The sequence below is a fragment of the Bradyrhizobium sp. BWC-3-1 genome (assembly GCF_032917965.1).
GTDB lineage: Bacteria > Pseudomonadota > Alphaproteobacteria > Rhizobiales > Xanthobacteraceae > Bradyrhizobium > Bradyrhizobium canariense_D.
In genome coordinates this window covers 772901-789873 of sequence record NZ_CP136625.1, presented here as the reverse complement: position 1 = coordinate 789873, position 16973 = coordinate 772901, and the positions used below count along the sequence as shown (strand labels likewise).

Annotated in this window: 19 protein-coding genes and 2 tRNA genes; 4 read left to right on the top strand and 17 right to left on the bottom strand. The window is 62.8% G+C overall.

Annotated elements, in window-relative coordinates:
- Complete coding sequence (locus RX329_RS03845; protein WP_085348315.1) at window positions 1-675, bottom strand: FABP family protein; 675 nt, start codon at window positions 673-675, stop codon at window positions 1-3.
- A gap of 652 nt (window positions 676-1327) precedes the next feature.
- Between RX329_RS03845 and RX329_RS03840 the strand changes: the two genes are divergently transcribed.
- Complete coding sequence (locus tag RX329_RS03840; protein ID WP_085361126.1) at window positions 1328-2470, top strand: helix-turn-helix transcriptional regulator; 1143 nt, start codon at window positions 1328-1330, stop codon at window positions 2468-2470.
- Between the two features lie 13 nt (window positions 2471-2483).
- On the opposite strand, the gene RX329_RS03835 is transcribed toward RX329_RS03840, so the two are convergent.
- The 14 genes from RX329_RS03835 to RX329_RS03765 form a co-directional block, all read right to left on the bottom strand.
- Complete coding sequence (locus tag RX329_RS03835; RefSeq protein ID WP_007615460.1) at window positions 2484-2732, bottom strand: hypothetical protein; 249 nt, start codon at window positions 2730-2732, stop codon at window positions 2484-2486.
- Between the two features lie 184 nt (window positions 2733-2916).
- A tRNA-Phe gene (locus RX329_RS03830) sits at window positions 2917-2992 on the bottom strand.
- A 185-nt stretch (window positions 2993-3177) separates the two neighbouring features.
- Entirely contained in the window at window positions 3178-3360 is a 183-nt protein-coding gene (yacG, locus tag RX329_RS03825; protein WP_007597555.1) for a DNA gyrase inhibitor YacG, read from the bottom strand.
- A 155-nt stretch (window positions 3361-3515) separates the two neighbouring features.
- Window positions 3516-4145 carry a Maf-like protein gene (locus tag RX329_RS03820; protein ID WP_007597557.1) on the bottom strand — a complete coding sequence of 210 codons (630 nt, stop codon included), beginning with the start codon at window positions 4143-4145 and terminating at the stop codon, window positions 3516-3518.
- A gap of 156 nt (window positions 4146-4301) precedes the next feature.
- Complete coding sequence (locus tag RX329_RS03815; RefSeq protein ID WP_018453112.1) at window positions 4302-4769, bottom strand: low molecular weight phosphatase family protein; 468 nt, start codon at window positions 4767-4769, stop codon at window positions 4302-4304.
- Between the two features lie 5 nt (window positions 4770-4774).
- Window positions 4775-5272, bottom strand: a complete 498-nt coding sequence (locus tag RX329_RS03810) for a UPF0262 family protein (RefSeq protein WP_018453111.1) — start codon at window positions 5270-5272, stop codon at window positions 4775-4777.
- Window positions 5269-6564, bottom strand: coding sequence for a histidinol dehydrogenase (gene hisD / locus RX329_RS03805; protein ID WP_085361127.1), 1296 nt, complete (start codon window positions 6562-6564; stop codon window positions 5269-5271). Before hisD ends, RX329_RS03810 begins: the two co-directional genes overlap by 4 nt.
- Before the next feature lie 152 nt (window positions 6565-6716).
- The gene (locus tag RX329_RS03800; protein ID WP_026232464.1) at window positions 6717-7154 is read right to left on the bottom strand and encodes a DUF2948 family protein; all 438 of its coding nucleotides are present in this window, start codon (window positions 7152-7154) and stop codon (window positions 6717-6719) included.
- Between the two features lie 81 nt (window positions 7155-7235).
- Window positions 7236-7895, bottom strand: coding sequence for an NAD(P)H-binding protein (locus tag RX329_RS03795; protein ID WP_085384264.1), 660 nt, complete (start codon window positions 7893-7895; stop codon window positions 7236-7238).
- A gap of 136 nt (window positions 7896-8031) precedes the next feature.
- Window positions 8032-8856, bottom strand: coding sequence for an alpha/beta fold hydrolase (locus tag RX329_RS03785; protein WP_085348318.1), 825 nt, complete (start codon window positions 8854-8856; stop codon window positions 8032-8034).
- Between the two features lie 19 nt (window positions 8857-8875).
- Complete coding sequence (locus RX329_RS03780) at window positions 8876-9385, bottom strand: hypothetical protein (RefSeq protein ID WP_085361129.1); 510 nt, start codon at window positions 9383-9385, stop codon at window positions 8876-8878.
- Between the two features lie 222 nt (window positions 9386-9607).
- Window positions 9608-9916, bottom strand: coding sequence for an EthD family reductase (locus tag RX329_RS03775; protein WP_007615494.1), 309 nt, complete (start codon window positions 9914-9916; stop codon window positions 9608-9610).
- 237 nt (window positions 9917-10153) lie between these two features.
- Window positions 10154-11860, bottom strand: a complete 1707-nt coding sequence (locus RX329_RS03770) for an FAD-dependent oxidoreductase (protein ID WP_085384273.1) — start codon at window positions 11858-11860, stop codon at window positions 10154-10156.
- Window positions 11861-11886: 26 nt separating this feature from the next.
- Window positions 11887-12099 (bottom strand): hypothetical protein, encoded by a 213-nt coding sequence (locus RX329_RS03765; RefSeq protein ID WP_085361131.1) that lies wholly within the window; start codon window positions 12097-12099, stop codon window positions 11887-11889.
- 315 nt (window positions 12100-12414) lie between these two features.
- Here RX329_RS03765 and RX329_RS03760 point away from each other — a divergent pair.
- Window positions 12415-12489, top strand: a tRNA-Thr gene (locus RX329_RS03760).
- Between the two features lie 824 nt (window positions 12490-13313).
- A complete protein-coding gene (locus tag RX329_RS03755; RefSeq protein WP_085384478.1) occupies window positions 13314-14666 on the top strand; it encodes a transposase in 1353 nt (450 codons plus the stop codon).
- A 158-nt stretch (window positions 14667-14824) separates the two neighbouring features.
- Here the strand turns inward: RX329_RS03755 and RX329_RS03750 are convergent, their stop codons facing one another.
- The gene (locus RX329_RS03750; protein WP_240543314.1) at window positions 14825-15379 is read right to left on the bottom strand and encodes a YybH family protein; all 555 of its coding nucleotides are present in this window, start codon (window positions 15377-15379) and stop codon (window positions 14825-14827) included.
- A 115-nt stretch (window positions 15380-15494) separates the two neighbouring features.
- Between RX329_RS03750 and RX329_RS03745 the strand changes: the two genes are divergently transcribed.
- Window positions 15495-16406: a LysR family transcriptional regulator gene (locus tag RX329_RS03745; RefSeq protein ID WP_317245511.1), complete on the top strand. Its 912-nt coding sequence runs from the start codon at window positions 15495-15497 to the stop codon at window positions 16404-16406.
- Window positions 16407-16618: 212 nt separating this feature from the next.
- On the opposite strand, the gene RX329_RS03740 is transcribed toward RX329_RS03745, so the two are convergent.
- Window positions 16619-16948 (bottom strand): hypothetical protein, encoded by a 330-nt coding sequence (locus RX329_RS03740; RefSeq protein WP_085361134.1) that lies wholly within the window; start codon window positions 16946-16948, stop codon window positions 16619-16621.
- Window positions 16949-16973: the final 25 nt, after the last annotated feature.

Genomic DNA, 16973 nt, shown 5'->3' with positions numbered 1-16973 from the left:
TCAGGCAGCCGGCTCATTGCCCTTCTCATTCCCAGTGGCGCGATCGTTCACGATCAAAGCGAGGGGATTGAGCTTTGGCGGCGCGATGAGTTTCAGCGTGTTGGTGTCGCGATGGTTGAACGGCGCGCCGCGCACGAACAACTCGGTCTGGATCAGATAGGTCCAACTGCCGTCGTCGTTGAAGGTGATGTCGCAGCGGTAAGCATCGGTGCGGAACGCTTGTTCCAGAAAATCAGTCGAGCAGATCCCGTAAGCGGTGTCGCCGCGCTTGGCGGTCACGGAGATCTCCTTGTCGCCCGGCCCGGCCTTGCCCGACGCCAGCAGCACCTGCCCGCGCGGGATCGCCAGCGTCTGCATGATCAACCCGGTCGCGGGCTCCCACAACCAGTAGCCGACCTGGTCGTGGAAGGTGATGTCTTCCTCGGGCGTGTTGATGTGGATGTGATAACGCAGCCCATAGAGCAGCTGCGGCCCGTTGGCCTGCGGATCGATCGGGTCCATCCGGATGCGCTCGATGAAGGTCCGCCGCTCCGGCCCCTCGGCCTTCGGATTGATGTCGATACCCTTGTCGGCCTGCCAGACACCGGCGAGACGGCGGAGCGGGCCGAGATTGGCAAGCCCGTCGGGCGAGACGTCCTCGGGCTCGGTGAAGATATCGGCGGGAAGGGGGAGCATGGGTGTCCTCGTGTCGTTGCGAGGCAGCAATAGCATGAGAGCGCGGGCGTGGCTCGTTCTCCAGCCTCACAATCGCGAATGGACATAGGCGTCACGCGCAGACGATCCATCACGCGAAGCGGAGCCGAACCTCCTCAGTTCGGCTCCGTCGCCAGTGCGCTTAGTGGCGGCGGTCGCGGACCTTAGGTTGATTGCGGTGGTCCCGGACGATGGGTTGATTGCGATGGTCGCGCACGATGGGCTGGTCGCGATGGTCGCAGACGATGCGTCGTCGCGCTCGAGGGTGTCACCACGTCGCCAATGCGATCGCTGGATGGAGTTGTGCATGGAGTTATGCCTTTCGCTTGGTGGATCACTGCGAGCTACCTGACAACAAGGTAGATTTTGCAATCGACGTCGAATCTGCCGCAGTTTTAATCAGACACCCGAGCGTCGGCTTTATGCAGCCAAGGCGTTGACGTTCCGTAATTCGTGAAAATCATGGCAGCTGCCCAGGAGAGCGTCATAAGCATTTGTGTTCGGTGTTCCCGTTTGCGCCACGGAATCACGATGATAAGATCACCTCAGGATTGTGAAATACACCATAGGCGATGAAGCCACTCCTAAACTAGCGTTCACGTGACGTCGGTTATTTTCAATTGAGTGGTTTGGAATGCAGCAGGCTTCGGTCGAGAAGTTCTCGGATCTCATCGGCAGTATCTATGATTGTGTGATCGCGCCGGAAGGCTGGACCGAAGTTCTGGATCAGATCTGCGCCGAGTTCGGCTTTGCCACCGGCGCGCTCTCGGTCGCCAGCCTCACCAACATGAAGGCCGTCGTCAATGCGGTCTCCGGGTCTGACCTGGCCCAGATGGCCCAGAACGCGGTCGGCTACGGCCCCGACATCATCGAGCTCTGGGGCGGCGCCGAACGCATTCGGCAATACCCGCTCGGCGAGCCGATCGTTCAATCCCAAGCCGTCCGGCCGGACGTTATTTCCAGCAACCGCTACTATCGCGAATGGGCCATGCCCAAGGGCTTGTTCGACGCCGTTGCCGTCGGCCTCGTTCGCGACAGGACGATGGTTGGAAATGCGATATTCAGCCAGCATGAGTCGGCAGGCCGGATCGACGATGCGCAGGTCGACGGATTGCGCCTTCTGGCGCCTCACATCCGCCGCGCCGTGACGATCAGCAATCTGTTCGACATGAAGGGGGTGGAAGCCAACACATTCGCGGCGACGGTGGAGGCCCTGACGGTGGGCGTCGTCCTGGCCGACGAGGATTCGAAGATCGTTCACACCAACGCCGCAGCCGCGGCGATGCTCGCGGCCGGCGATCCGATCGTGGCAAGGCATGGCAGGATCGCGGTTCAATCCGCGGCGAGCACGGCCACATTGCAATCAGCCGTCGCGCAGGCGGCAAAGGACGAGGCAACGCTCGGGCAAAAAGGCATCGGCATCCCGATCCCTCGCCAAAGCGGTGAGCCTCTCGTCGTCCACGTTCTGCCGCTGCGACGCAGCCACACACGATCCGGTCTGATCCAGAGCGCCGCTGCCGCCGTGTTCGTGACGTCAGCCTCCGGGCCGCCGCGATTGCCTCACGATGCGCTCAACCAGCTCTATGACCTGACGCCGGCCGAGATTCGCATCTTCGAGCTCATTTGCGAGGGACACACGCGAGACGCGATCTCGGCCTTGCTCGGCGTTTCCGTCAGCACCGTGAAGAGCCACCTCATTCACGTCTTCGAAAAGACGGGCTGCCGGCGCCAGGTCGATCTGGTCAGGCTCGCGAAATCGCTGACGTTCCCGGTGTAACAGAAGACCGCGCTCAAGCCGCTTCCGACGTTGATCGCGCACGCTGCTCGAGCACGCCGATCGTCGAGACCAAATTGTCGCGTCGCGCGCGAAGATTCAGCGCAAGAAGCGGATAGGTCGGCTGAAGCACGTCAAACACCCCTGCTCTCGCCTCTTCCTCGAGAATGTCGGTGTTGATGAGTCTAACGCGCCACCACAAATCGGCGACCAACGCATCGAGCCGGAGTTCGCCGGCAGCACCAGAACGGGACATTTCTTGCATCACTTGCCTCAACCTGAAACGGCCTCTCTTCCAAGGCCAGACTTTGGTCCTGGCTGAGCAAGCAGAGTGCCAGCAACGGCGGGCGCGATCTGGTTCCGGAACGGATTGCTGCGCGAGCCGGCTGGTCAAGGCTTGGCGCTCAAGGCTTGGCGCTGGGCAAGATGTTGCCCGTGGAGAGCGAAAATGGTGCCCAGGGGCGGAATCGAACCACCGACACTGCGATTTTCAGTCGCATGCTCTACCAACTGAGCTACCTGGGCGTGCTCCAAAGAGGGGCCAAAGCCCATCGAGCGGGCGGTTTATAGTGGGCTGAAGGCTGCCTGTCCACCCACGCTTCGCCGATGGCTTCGCGGGGCGTGGCCCGGCTGTGCACAAGGCAGGACGTGGCTCGGAGGCAACGCCGCGTAGCGGTGCATCGACAATTTAAATGCTTGATAGAACAGGGTTATTCCTCTCCGTCTGCCTCGTCATCCCGGCCGGGAATGACATAGGAGCCTTTCAGCCAGCGGTTCAGATCGACGTCGCGGCAGCGCGAGGAGCAGAACGGGCGGGTGGCCTCGGACTGCGGCTTGCCGCAGATCGGACAGGTTTTGAGGGGGCTTGCGGGCTTTTTCACCTGGTCGTCCATAGGGTGCTCAGCTTACACGAGGTGAGAGAGTTCAAGAGCCCGTCGCCAAAGGGGTTCCCCCGGCGGAAGCGCAGGCGTCCCGGCCAGATTTCCGCGGGGCAATTCTACTGTGCATGGGGTTGTTTTCGCGATTTTTGCAGGAGCGGCTTTTCGGCTCAGACGGCGGTGGCGTTGAGCCAGCCGAAGCGGATCGGGAAACCTTCGCCGCCGAGCAGCGTGGTGGTCTCGTAGAGCGGCAGGCCGACCACGTTGGTGTAGGACCCCACCATCTTGACCACGAAGGAGCCGGCGATGCCCTGCACCGCGTAGCCGCCGGCTTTGCCGCGCCATTCGCCGGAGCCGATATAGGCCTGAATGTCGTCCTCCGAGAGGCGCTTGAAGCGGACGCGGGTCTCGACCAGGCGCTGGCGGAAGGCCTCGCGCGGCGTCACCAGGGTGATCGCGGTGTAGACGCGGTGGTTGCGACCCGACAGCAGCCGCAGGCACTGCGCGGCCTCGTCGACGAGGTTGGCTTTGGGCAAGATGCGGCGGCCGACCGCCACCACCGTGTCGGCGGAGAGGATGAAGGCGCCGCGCAGCTCGTCGTCAAGCTGCACCGATTTGAGCGCCGCATCCGCCTTGGCCCGCGCGAGCCGGTTGGCGCAGGCGCGCGGCAGCTCGCCCCGCTTCGGCGTCTCGTCGACGTCGGCGGGCCGGAGCGCGTCCGGCTCGATGCCGGCCTGGTTGAGCAGCGACAGGCGCCGCGGCGAACCGGAGGCGAGAACGAATTTGGGGCGGCCGAGCATCAGGTGATTTGGGGAATGAAGCAGGGGGTGAATTGCGCGCGGAACCTATCGGACGGGGGCTGATTTCACAACCCGGGAACCCGGACTTTACTGATTCGACGGGTACAGGATGCGTGTGCCTGCAGTCTGTGACGCGGGTGTTACGGGCGCCGAATGCTACCCGTTCGCCGCGCCCACCTTCGAAAACCGCCGGCGGATGCGCAGCAGGAGCTGGTCGCAGACGTCGCGATAGGCAGCCAACTTCTGGTCGCGGCTGCCTTCCATGGTGGTGGGATCATGCGTCGGCCAATACTCGACGTCGGCGGCAAGCGTGCGGGTCAGCTCCAGCGCCTTGTGATGCGCCTCCGGCGACAGCGTGATGATCAGGTCGAAATTCAACCCCTCCCAATCCTCCAGTTCCTCGAAGGTCTGAGGCTTGTGGGCGGAGATGTCCTGGCCGAGCTCGGCCATCACGGACACCGCGAACGGATCGAGTTCGCCGCGCCTGGCGCCGGCCGATTTCACGTAGAGCCCTTGCGGAAACATGTGCCGCAGCAGGCTCTCGGCCATCGGCGAGCGCACGCTGTTCATGGCGCAAGCGAACAGCACCGATTGCGGATCGCGTGCGCGTGGCGGACCCGCCATCGCGCTTAACCCTTCCAGTGCAGAACGGTAATGAGCGTGAACAGCCGGCGCGAGGTCTCGAAATCGACCCGCACCTTGCCCTTCAGCCGCTCCTGCAGCGTGCGCGAGCCCTCGTCATGGATGCCGCGGCGGCCCATGTCGATGGCCTCGATCTTGTCCGGCGTCGCTGTGCGGATCGCCTGATAGTAGCTGTCGCAGATCATGAAATAGTCCTTCACGATCCGCCGGAACGGCGTCAGCGACAACAGATGCGCGACCACGGGCGTGCCGTCCTCGCGACGGATGTCGAACATCAGCCGGCTGCCGGTGATCCCGATATGCAGCGTGAACGGCCCCTTCCCGTCGGCGCCCTCCGGCGCGAACAGGTTCTGCTCGATCAAATCGTAGATCGCGATCGCGCGCTCATGCTCGATGTCAGGCCCGGAACGGCCGATCGAGTCCTCGTCGAGCGTGACGCCGACGATGCGATTGGTCGAGTCGTCCTGTTCGGGCGGCTGGGTCATGACAAATTGAGGCGCAATCCAATCGAGCGCGAATGGGCATCTAGCCCCTCCGCCTTGCCGAGAATCATCGCGGCTGGTCCCAGCGCACGCAGCTGATCCGGGCCGCATTTCAGGATCGAGGTGCGCTTGAGGAAATCGTGCACCGAGAGCCCCGACGAGAATCGTGCCGAGCGCGCCGTCGGCAGCACATGGTTGGAGCCCCCGACATAGTCCCCGATCGCCTCCGGCGTATGCGCCCCGAGGAACACGGCGCCGGCGTTGCGGATTTTTGCGGCGAGCGCGTCGGGATCTTGCGTCATGATCTCGAGATGTTCGGCGGCAATCGCATCCGCGAGCGGAATGGCCTCGTTGAGGTTCTTCACCATGATGATGGCGCCGAAATCGGCCCACGAGGCGCTGGCGATCACGGCGCGCGGCAGCGTCTTCAACTGCGCCTCGACGGCTTTTTCGACATCGGCGGCAAGGCGCGCGGAATCGGTAATCAGGATCGACTGCGCGCTGGCATCGTGCTCAGCCTGGGCCAGCAGGTCGGCGGCAATCCAGTCGGCATTGCCGGTGTCATCGGCGATGACGAGCACCTCGGAGGGACCGGCGATCATGTCGATGCCGACCTTGCCGAAGACCAGCCGCTTTGCCGCGGCGACATATGCATTGCCGGGGCCGACGATCTTGGCGACGGGCGCGATCGTCGCGGTGCCATGGGCGAGCGCGGCCACCGCCTGCGCACCGCCGACGCGATAGATCTCGGTGACGCCGCCAAGCTTTGCCGCCGCCAGCACCAGCGGATTGAGCTTGCCGTCGGGCGAAGGCACCACCATGACGAGACGCGTCACGCCGGCGACCTTTGCCGGCACCGCATTCATCAGCACCGAGGACGGATAGGCCGCGGTGCCGCCGGGCACGTAGAGGCCGGCGGATTCGATCGCGGTGTAGCGCCAGCCGAGCTCGACGCCGAGCTGATCGGTGAAGCGCTCGTCCTTCGGCAGTTGGCGGCGGTGATAGGTCTCGATGCGATCGCGCGCGAGCTTGAGCGCATCCAGCGTCGCTGCATCACAGGCTTTCACCGCGGCCTCGATCTCGGCGGCGGTGACGCGCAGGTCGGATGCATCGAGCGTCAACCGGTCGAACTTTGCCGTGGCCTCGAGCAAGGCGGCATCGCCCCGCTTCGCCACGTCGTCGACGATGGCACGCGCGGCCGCCTCGACATCGGCCGAGGCCTCGCGCTTGGCGGCGAGGAAGGCCCCGAATCGCTGGTCAAAATCGGCGCTGCTGCGGTCGAGACGAACGGGCATCTTGGCTTCTAACTGGTTTTTGGGGGCGCGGTTTGGCTCACCAGGCCCCTGCTCAATGGCGCGGCGGGGAAGCTGCGTCAACCCTTGAGCCGGGCCGCTCCCCTCCGGCGTCGTCCTGGCGAAACCGGAAGGCGTGGCGTTGGCATGCCACCTCACCCCTCGCCTTCAGCCTCCAACCCCGTCCCCAGCTGATCCGCCCCCAGATCAGTCAGCTCGCATTCCAGGCATTCGACGTCGAGGCGGATGGCGCCGCCTTGGGCAAACAGCAGCAGCGCGCTCCCGCCGGGGGCGTCCTGGCCGTGGAATTCGATGCCGACAAGGTCCAGGACAGTGTCCGGCGCGTCGAGGTCGATGTCGCGCGACTTGCAGGCGAGCACGCGGTCGAACCGGAGAGCCGCCACCAGCCTGCGCGGCTCGGCTTCGCCGTCCAGCGTCTGCTCCCAGTCCAACCGGCTCATGCCGACGACCAGCCGCTTTTCACTTTGCCGCCAGATGATGTCCGAGGGCTGCACGCGGGCGTCCTGGACGTGGGCCGAGATTACGGAGAGGTCGTCGGCGTCGAGTGCGATCAGTTTGAGCTGGGGAGACATCGACGGCGCTTTCTCCTTCGGGCGGATAGGGCTCAACGCGCGCGGGCGGCGAAATTTCCCTAGAACTAATGCCCTACGGGACTAGAGGCTATTGATATCCTCCATCCCCAGCACCTTTCGCGGATACCCCTCCCGCGCAACCCGGATCATGGCGCGGCCGATCTGCTCGGTCGAGGTAACGAGCCGCGGCGAGAGCCGGCGCAGCACCGACCACAGCGGCCAACTTGCTGCATACACGGCCTGCACCCACGCAGTCTTGGAGCGGGCACCGTGGAGCGGTTGGATCGCACCGGGCCGGAACATGTAGGCCGCCTTGAATGGCAGCTTGAGCAGGTCGTTCTCGGTCTTGCCCTTGATCCGCGCCCACATCCGCGAACCCTGCTCGGTGGAATCAGTGCCGGCGCCCGTGACATAGACGAATGTCATCTGCGGATTGAGCCGTGCCAGCGCGGTCGCCGCTGCGAGCGTGATGTCATAGGTCAGATGGCGGTAGCGCTCCTCGCTCATGCCGATCGAGGAGACGCCGAGGCAGAAGAAGCAGGCATCGAAGCCGGTGAGCTGCGCTTCGATCGCCGAATAGTCCGTGAACTCGCCGTGTGTGATCTCGGTGAGCTTGGCGTGGCGCACGCCGGTCGGGCTGCGGCCGACCACGAGCACGCGATCGATGCGGGCATCGATCAGGCATTCGCGCAAAACGCCCTGCCCGACCATGCCGGTCGCGCCGAAGATGATGATCTGCATCGGGACCTCCCCGCAGCGCGCCTTCCGCGGCAGACTGACTAATGAAAAGCTGCAACCACCGGCTCACACGCGACTGGAACGTGTTCGCACCCGGCCCGTTCGAAATCAGATCGGTCCGCGCGTGGACTGAGGCCGCTCACTCCTTGAAGAACGCAAGCAGGTCCGCGTTGATGGTCTCGGCGTGCGTTGTCGGCATGCCGTGCGGGAAACCCTTGTAGGTCTTCAGCGTGCCGTTCTTCAAGAGCTTGGCCGACAGCGGCGCGGAGTCGGCGTAAGGCACGATCTGGTCGTCGTCGCCGTGCATCACCAGCACAGGCACATTGATCTTCTTCAGATCCTCGGTGAAGTCGGTTTGCGAAAACGCGACGATGCCGTCGTAATGGGCTTTCGCGCCGCCCATCATGCCCTGGCGCCACCAGTTCTGGATCACCGCTTCCGAGGGCTTTGCGCCGGGACGGTTGTAGCCATAGAAGGGGCCGGCCGCGATGTCGCGGTAGAAGCTGGCGCGGCCGGCAGCGAGCTGCACCTGGAAAGCGTCGAACACGCTCTTCGGCAGGCCGCCGGGATTGGCCTCCGTCTTCACCATCAGCGGCGGCACTGCGGAGAGGATCGCGGCCTTCGCCACCCGGCTCTCGCCGTGGCGCGCGATGTAATGCACCACTTCGCCGCCGCCCGTGGAGTGGCCGACGTGGATTGCGTTCTTGAGATCGAGATGGGCGGTCACCGCCGCAAGATCATCGGCATAATGATCCATGTCATGGCCGTCGGCGACCTGCGACGAACGGCCATGGCCGCGACGGTCATGCGCGATGACGCGATAGCCGCGCGTCACGAAGAACATCATCTGGGCGTCCCAGTCGTCGGCCGACAGCGGCCAGCCATGGCTGAACACGATCGGCTGGCCCGAGCCCCAGTCCTTGTAGAAGATCTCGACGCCGTCCTTGGTGGTGATGGTGGGCATTGTCAGGCTCCTTGTATGTTCAGGCGAACGCCATCGGTTTGAAGCGGCGCCAGGCGCCGACGGTGAGCACCACGAAGAACACCAGCACGAGGCCCTGCACCACGGCGAACACCGGACCTCCGGGCGGCGCGGGCGCCACGGCGGGAGCGAGCGCGGCGAGTGCCGGCACCTTCAGGAACGACTGGATCACCAACACGAAGACGTTGAAATAGAGCGAGATCATCGCGGTCACGATGTAGACCGGGCGCCACACCCCAGCGAGCTTCATGCCGTAGAGCGCGACGCAGGCGATCGCGAGCAGCACCAGCGAGATGATGCCGATGATATGCGACGGCAGCAGCTCCTTGAACGGAAACAGGAAGCCGGTGGCGCTGGTGAGGATCGTGAACGCTAAGAAAATCGCGGTGAGGCGCGGCATCGGCTTCGAGCCGAGCAGGCCGAACATCACGACAAGGCCGGCGGCGATGCCGATCAGGCTGATGATGACATGAACCAGCGTGAAGGCGGGCAAGCTCAACCCAAGAACCATGACATCTCTCCTACTCCATATTGAGGTCGGGATTGATATTACGGTCCTCATCGAATTGCCACACGCGCTGGCGTCACACATGCGTGCGCAGCCATGCGTCGTCGTGCGAATAGAAAACGCATGGCTGAATTATTTGCACCGCTGTCACAAACGACGGCAGTTGTAGCCCGGATGGAGCGAAGCGAAATCCGGGGCTACGAGTCGACGAAGTCGAATCGCGGTTCACACTTCCTTGGTGTCGAAGATCAACAGGTCGGCGCCGCCACTGGCGAATTTCGGCACGTCGGCACCGGTCGCCTTGCCTTCCGGGCTAGCGAATGCCGCCTGGATGTCGGCCGTGCTGTCGAAGGTGAGAATGGCGACGAGATGGATTCCGGAAGGTCCAGCGGGGGAGCCGACCGGCCCCTTGCTGATGGCGTACTTCTTCAAGCCTGGAAGTTTCTTGGCGAGCGGAATATGGGTCTCGGCATAGTATTTGTCGAAGGCCGCAGCATCCGTGGGCGTTTTATACAGCACGACGATTTCAGCCATTTAGTCCTCCCGTTAAGCGCTTCTTTGTCGATCCTCATGGTGAGGAGGCGCGCGAGCGCCCCTGCGGACTATGCTTGCGCATCGCCGCGCGAACCATGCAGGCCCGGCTTTGGCAGCTGGGCCTTCATCCTTCGAGACGCGCGCAATGCGCGCTCCTCAGGATGAGGAGATAGTCACGCATCACACCGCAAGATGGCAAGCCTCATTCGACTTGCCATTTACTTGCCTTGTCCTTGACTAAAGCGCCGGTTTTGCGGCGTCGCCGAGGAAGCCGTGCAGGGAGGCCACGACCTGGGCGCCTTCGCCGATGGCGCCGCCGACGCGCTTGACCGAGCCGGAGCGGACGTCGCCGACGGCGTACACGCCGGGCACCGACGTCTCCAGCGGCGCAACCAGCCGGCCCTGGTTCTGCTCGGACTGCGCGCCTGTGACGACGAAGCCGCCGCGATCGAGCGTGATGCCGCAGCCGTCGAGCCAGCTGGTGGCGGGATCGGCGCCGACGAACAGGAAGAGATTGCGGATGTCGGCGAAATCCTCGTCGGCCGAGAGCCGGCTCTTCCAGCGGATGCGCCGCAGCAGCGAGGCCTCGTCGCCTTCGAGCGCCGTGATCTCGGTGTTGAACATCAGTTCGATGTTCGGCGTGGCTTCGATGCGCTCGATGAGATAGCGCGACATGCTGGCGCCGAGACCGCCGCCGCGGATGATCATCAGCACTTTTTTGGCGTGCCCCGACAGGAACACAGCGGCCTGCCCCGCCGAGTTTCCGGCGCCGACCAGCGCCACTTCCTCGCCGGCGCAGAGCTTCGCCTCGACCGGCGAGGCCCAATACCAGACGCCACGGCCTTCGAACTTGTCGAGGTTCTCGATCTCGGGCCGGCGATAGCGTGCGCCGCTTGCGACCACCACCGCGCGCGAATGCAGGGGATCGCAGCCGTCAAGCGCCACCGAGAACGCGCCGTCCTTGCGCGTGCAGTCGAGCGACTTCACCGTCACCGGGATCATGATTTCCGCGCCGAACTTTTGTGCCTGGTTGAAGGCGCGCGCGGTCAGGGCCTGGCCGGAAATGCCGGTCGGAAAGCCCAGATAGTTTTCGATGCGCGCGCTGGCGCCGGCCTGGCCGCCGAAGGCGCGGGTGTCGAGCACGGCGACGGAGAGGCCTTCGGACGCGGCATACACGGCCGTGGCGAGCCCGGCTGGCCCCGAGCCGACGATCGCGACGTCGTAGATACGGTCGTTGCGCGGACCGCCGATCATGCCGATCGCGCGCGCAAGCTCGGTTTCGCCGGGATTGCGCAGCACCGCACCATCGGGTGTGACGACCAGCGGCCAGTCGTCCGGCTTGGGCGAATAACGCGCGATGACGTCGGCGGCGTCGCGATCGCGCGCGGGATCGAGCAGATGATGCGGCTGGCCGTTGCGGGTGAGGAAGCCCTGCAACCGCACCACGCCTGCCGAATGCGACGGACCGATCAGCACCACGCCGCCGACGCCGCCCTGGAGCAGATTGACCCGGCGCAGGATCAGCGCGCGCATGATGCGCTCGCCGAGTTCGGCCTCGGCGACCAGCAGCGCGCGCAGCCGCTCCGGCGGCAACAGCAGCGTCTCGACATCGCCTTCGGCGCGGCCGTCGACCAGCGCCGGCCGTCCGGAGAGCTGGCTCAGCTCGGCCAAAAATTGCCCCGGCCCCTGATCGATCAACGGCGTGACATGGCCGAGGCCGTCGCGCTGGGTGATGGCGACGTGGCCCTTGAGCACGACGAACATGCCGGGTCCCGGCTTACCGGTCTCGAACAGGAATTCCCCATCGGCATAGTTGCGGACCTCGCCGAAATGCCTGACACGCTCGATCTCGGCTGGTGTCAGCGCCGGAAAGGTCTGTTCAGGGCGGGTGAACCGCGACATCTGCGCGTCACTCTCGGGTCGTTGCGATTCGTCCTGCCCCATTGCCACGTCCATGCACTCCAAAAATTCTAGTCGCCGGTCTTGCCGGCTATCTCGCCGGCGGCCCCCTCATCTAGGGAACCATCTTCATTCTGCGAGGGGTCGGTGCTTGCGGCGCGTTCGCGCGCCTGCATCTTCCGCCGCTTCAGGTTTTCGCGCAGCGCCGATTTGAGCCGGTCGTCGCGGGACGCCCTCGCCTGTCTGGCGTCCTGCTTCGTGCTCTTGTCGTTCTCGTCTGCCATCACCGGTCCATTACAGCGATCGGCGATAACATGCCCGAGGAATAAGGCGGCTCAAGAGGCCTGCGCGATCCGATCGTGCGAAAATCGAAATGGATCGAATCCGGCGTATCGGGCAACTGGCCAGTTGGGTGGGGATATCGGAACCTATTCCGCGGAAAGTCGGCCGTTTCGCGCCAGAACAGGCATTTTGGCCCCGATATTGACCCGATTTTATCGCTTTGGCAGAGCTAGCAAGCTTGCACAGGAGGGGGCCTTGTGGCAGATATCGGCCCGCTTGGTAGGCCCTCGTGGCGGCCGATTCTTATCCCAGCACATGCTGCCGTAGCTCAGTGGTAGAGCACTCCATTGGTAATGGAGAGGTCGACAGTTCAATCCTGTCTGGCAGCACCATTCCCTCGCTCAAATCACACATGAAACAGCCTTCTCGCGGCATGAGATGCCCGAGTTTTGCTTCTACCTTGACCCTCCTCTGTGAAGAGGGCGCAGGGAAGACCGGGTGCCGGCTGGCACCCGCGGTCCGCTGCGCGAAAATGTAGCGCAAAAAGACCGCACAGCAGCATACAGGTGACGCCGAACACTCGGCCTTCCCTGCGCAGTGGGTTGACGGCTTATGCCGCGCTCTCCCCGGCGACGAGTTCCTTTTTGTCACCGTCGCCTTGCGAATTGACGATGCATTGAGACCCGGTTGAGCCTCGATCCATCTCCGCAAGGCTTGACCGTAGCAACGACGGCCAGGACCACACGATTTTGCCGTACGCAGCGATCCGGCTTCGCCAAAAGGCTTCGCCGGACACAGGCGCCGTTCGTCCGCACGCAACAGGACCTCACGAGGTTCATCTCGCCCTGGTTCCGCCTTCGCGTGCCCGACACTGCCGCGTCCACCGCCCCCCGATCCACGTACGTTACGACGGACGATCGCCCCTCTCCCTGGACCGGGATGGCGGATTGATACTGCGATTCCGAATTTCGGTAAAGTGGAATATTTTTGTGGAGGAGGGTTGACGAGATTTTGCAGGAGAGAGGTGTTTTGCCCGACGGGTCAGATTTGCCTGCCTAGCGCGCGCCTAAGCACGTATATCGCCCCACCTATGGAAGGGGATACAAGCCGACGTCGAGCAGACTTCTGCTATGGGGCCGATTCTGTTGAAAAAGTCGGCTGTTGCGGCGCAGATAGATCAGTGATTCAGTCTGTCTAGTTGGCAGGACTGAAGATCATGATGGGGCATCGGCAAGTCGAGCAAGCCGCTTTGTTCTATGAGTTCTCACTTGAGAAGCATATTCCCGCCGATCACCTGCTCAGGTCGATCGACAGGTTTGTTGACCTCGGAGAGATCAAGCGGGACCTGGCACCTTTCTACAGCAACATCGGTCGGCCTTCGATCGATCCGGAGCTCATGATCCGGATGCTGCTGATCGGTTACTGCTTCGGTATCCGGTCAGAGCGGCGCCTGTGCGATGAGGTTCACCTTAATTTGGCCTACCGGTGGTTCTGCCGGCTCGGTCTCGAGGGGGCGGTGCCGGATCACTCGACGTTCTCCAAGAACAGGCACGGCCGCTTCCGGCAAAGCGATCTCTTCCGACGCGTGTTCGAGTGCGTGTTGCGCCGCTGCATCGAGGAGCGGCTGGTCGGCGGTGAAGGGTTTGCAGTCGATGCGAGCTTGATCAAGGCCGATGCCAATCGGCAGAAGGGCATCGAAGGCGACAAGGGACTTCCGCCAGCGGCGGCCGGACGAGCCATCGATGAGTATCTAGCTGTCCTCGACGATGCAGCCTTCGGGGCAGCGACCGAAGTCACCCCCAAGTTCGTGTCGCCCTCCGACCCGGCGGCGCGCTGGACGGGGGCTCACGGTGGCCAAGCCTTCTTCGCCTACTCCACGAACTACCTGATCGACGTCGAGAACGCGATCATCGTCGATGTTGAGGCGACTACGGCGATTCGGCAGGCGGAGGTGCTGGCTGCCAAGCGCATGATTGAGCGCTCGCTCGAACGGTTCGATCTCTATCCAAGCCGGCTCCTCGGCGACAGCGGTTATGGCTCGGCCGAGATGCTCGCCTGGCTGCTCTATGAGCACGGCATCGAGCCCCACGTTACAGTGTTCGACAAGTCGGCCCGCACAGACGGGATCTTCTCGCGCGACGACTTCACCTATGACCATACCGGAGACGTCTATCGTTGCCCCGATGGCAAAGTTCTTACCACGACCGGAACGCTGGTGAATGATGGTGCCACCATGCTTTACCTGGCCAGTAAGCGCGATTGTGATCGCTGCGCATTGAAGCTCCGGTGCTGCCCCACGCAGGCCTCACGGAGGGTGCCACGCTCGATCTACGAGGGCGCTCGCGACATGGCGCGCCAGATCGCAAGATCATGGGAGGGTCGCACTTCTCGTCGGCTCCGCAAGAAGATCGAGATGCTGTTCGCGCACCTCAAGCGCATTCTCAAGCTCGATCGCCTGCGACTAAGGGGTCCGAACGGCGCGCGCGACGAGTTCACCCTCGCAGCCACAGCCCAGAACCTCCGCAAAATGGCCAAGCTGATCCCAATGCCAACCCCAAGGCTCGCATAAGAACTGGTGAGCCCTTCGTCCGCATCGCAACTCGTACCATTACAGCGAACTACTTCGGGCCTTTTTCAACGGAATCGGGCCAAAAGGGGAAGTGGACCTGCATGTAATGCAGTCTTCGGCGCAATCGATCCTTCTTCTGAAGACGCCAGTTGCCGCGGTCATTCATCCTTACGTCCGCCGCGAGCAATCGTCGCCGCCTCCTGCAACGTAACGCCATGAACCAGCGGGTCTGCGTGGCGATGGACTAACTGCCATTCAGAACCGTCCTTGCGATAGATTTCCGTAACTCGGAGCGACCAGTCTTGTTTTGGTAAGCTCCCGACTTCGGCATATTGCCGCTCGACCATGACGAGAACGACCAGCTTGTCCGATGCATAGGTTTGCACGACCTCCAAGGTCGTCTCACCGTTCTTGAAAAACCGGGATAGCTTCGCCAAACGTTCAGGACTTGCGTCGAACCCGTGGCTAGTTGGGCCGCCGAATGGTTGCATTAACGTGAAGTCACTGGCGATGCGAACAAGGGCCAGCCAACGATCCATGTCCCCGCGCATGAAGGCCGCGTTTTTCGCAGCGGCGCGCTCGATAAGGTGAGCGACGTCGTCACTGGCAGCCACACTAGCGCAAAATCGAGGGGTCAACGATGCCGCAGCGACTGTCGTGATCGCGGACCGCCGTGACAGCGTTCCTGGCCAGTTTGCATGGTGTTTGGTCATTTCAGCTCCTGTGGCTAACGTTGCGCAATCCATGGAGCTTTCAGGGACATGAATCCAGTGATATAACCTCAGCAATATGCTGAACCACATTTCCTTGTCAAAAGTCGATCTTAACTTGCTGCTGGTCTTCCACACTGTGCTGGAGGAGAGCCACGTGGCGCGAGCGGCTAGCCGCTTGAACATCACCCCTTCTGCCGTAAGTCATTCACTTGGGCGGCTACGGCATCTATTTAATGACCCCCTGTTCTTACGGACGCCGAAGGGTGTTGTGCCGACGGAGCGTGCGCTGGAACTCGGCGAGCCAGTAGGAGATATCCTTTCTCGCGTAGGGCGCGTATTTGCTTCAGCTACGCCGTTCGACGCGACTACAAGTAGCCGCCGTTTTTCCATTGGCGCTCCTGATGCGATCATGGACACGGTGATGGGACCATTTGCGGGGCGGCTCAGGAGAAAGGCACCCCGTGCCGACCTGAGCTTGATCCATCTGATGCCAGGGCGGCATGCAAGCGCTGTGGAGCACCCTTGGCGGTCAAGCCTGGAGAAGCTGGAGAAGCGCGAAATCGACTTGGCCATCCTGCCCCTGGGCACAGTGCCAACCCGCTTCCAGGCAAGAAAGCTTTACGATGAGTGTTTCGTGGTCGCAATGCGCAAGGGAAACGGATTCGCCCGCGCACCAACGATTGCTGCATTCTGCAGAGCACAGCATCTTCTTGTGTCGCTCGACGGCGATCCGCGAGGTTTTGTCGACCAACTCCTGGAGAAGCGCGGCCTCCAGCGCCGCATTGTCCTGACCGTGCCCACCTTTATGATGGCACTCACGCAAATTTCAAACTCGGACTTGATAGCAACATTGCCGCGCCGCCTCGTCGAGAGATACGCGGCTCGTTTCGCGCTGCAATTGGTTGAGCTTCCTTTGAAGCGGAAGTCCGATGCAATCATGGCCATTACGACCAAGGCAGCAATGATGGATGCGGGCATTGCGTGGTTGACGGAAGAAATCGCCGCTGAGGTTGGCTCCCTCAGCTGAGGATGTCTCTTATATTCCTTAGAGCACATTTTAGGCCTGTGGGGCCTTAGCGAACCTCAACTTCCCCGCGACCGCCGCTTCGGGGTCACTTGCGGGCATCGCCCGAGCGAGAGCTCCAGTCAGTTTTGGCCAGGAATTGCATAGCATTGCTCGGTGACGAAGCATGATGGGTTTCGCAAGTGCTCTACCCATCCTACGCGAGCTGACTGGATCTACCGCCGACCACGGCGCCACGAGGCCCCGATCAGCCAGAACACGAACCGGACAAACAGGATCGCGGCCGTGATCTGGATCCAAAGGAAACCACCGAGTTCGCGCAAGACAATTTCGGCCTGAGCGCCCCAATAACCAGGGAGCGCATCGCCGACAGCTTCAATAGCGTGCGTGCCGGTTCGCAGGGCCCATCGGACCCACTCAGGCTTGTAAAAGAGCGTCGCGCCGAGCAGAATCCAAGTCAGAAAAGCAGTGCTGACTCTGAAGGAGTGCACCTTGGCGTGGTGCTTGAACGCCGCGAACCGTCCATTATCTCCGGCTTGAGCCATGTTAGTTTCCTATTCGAAGCCTACG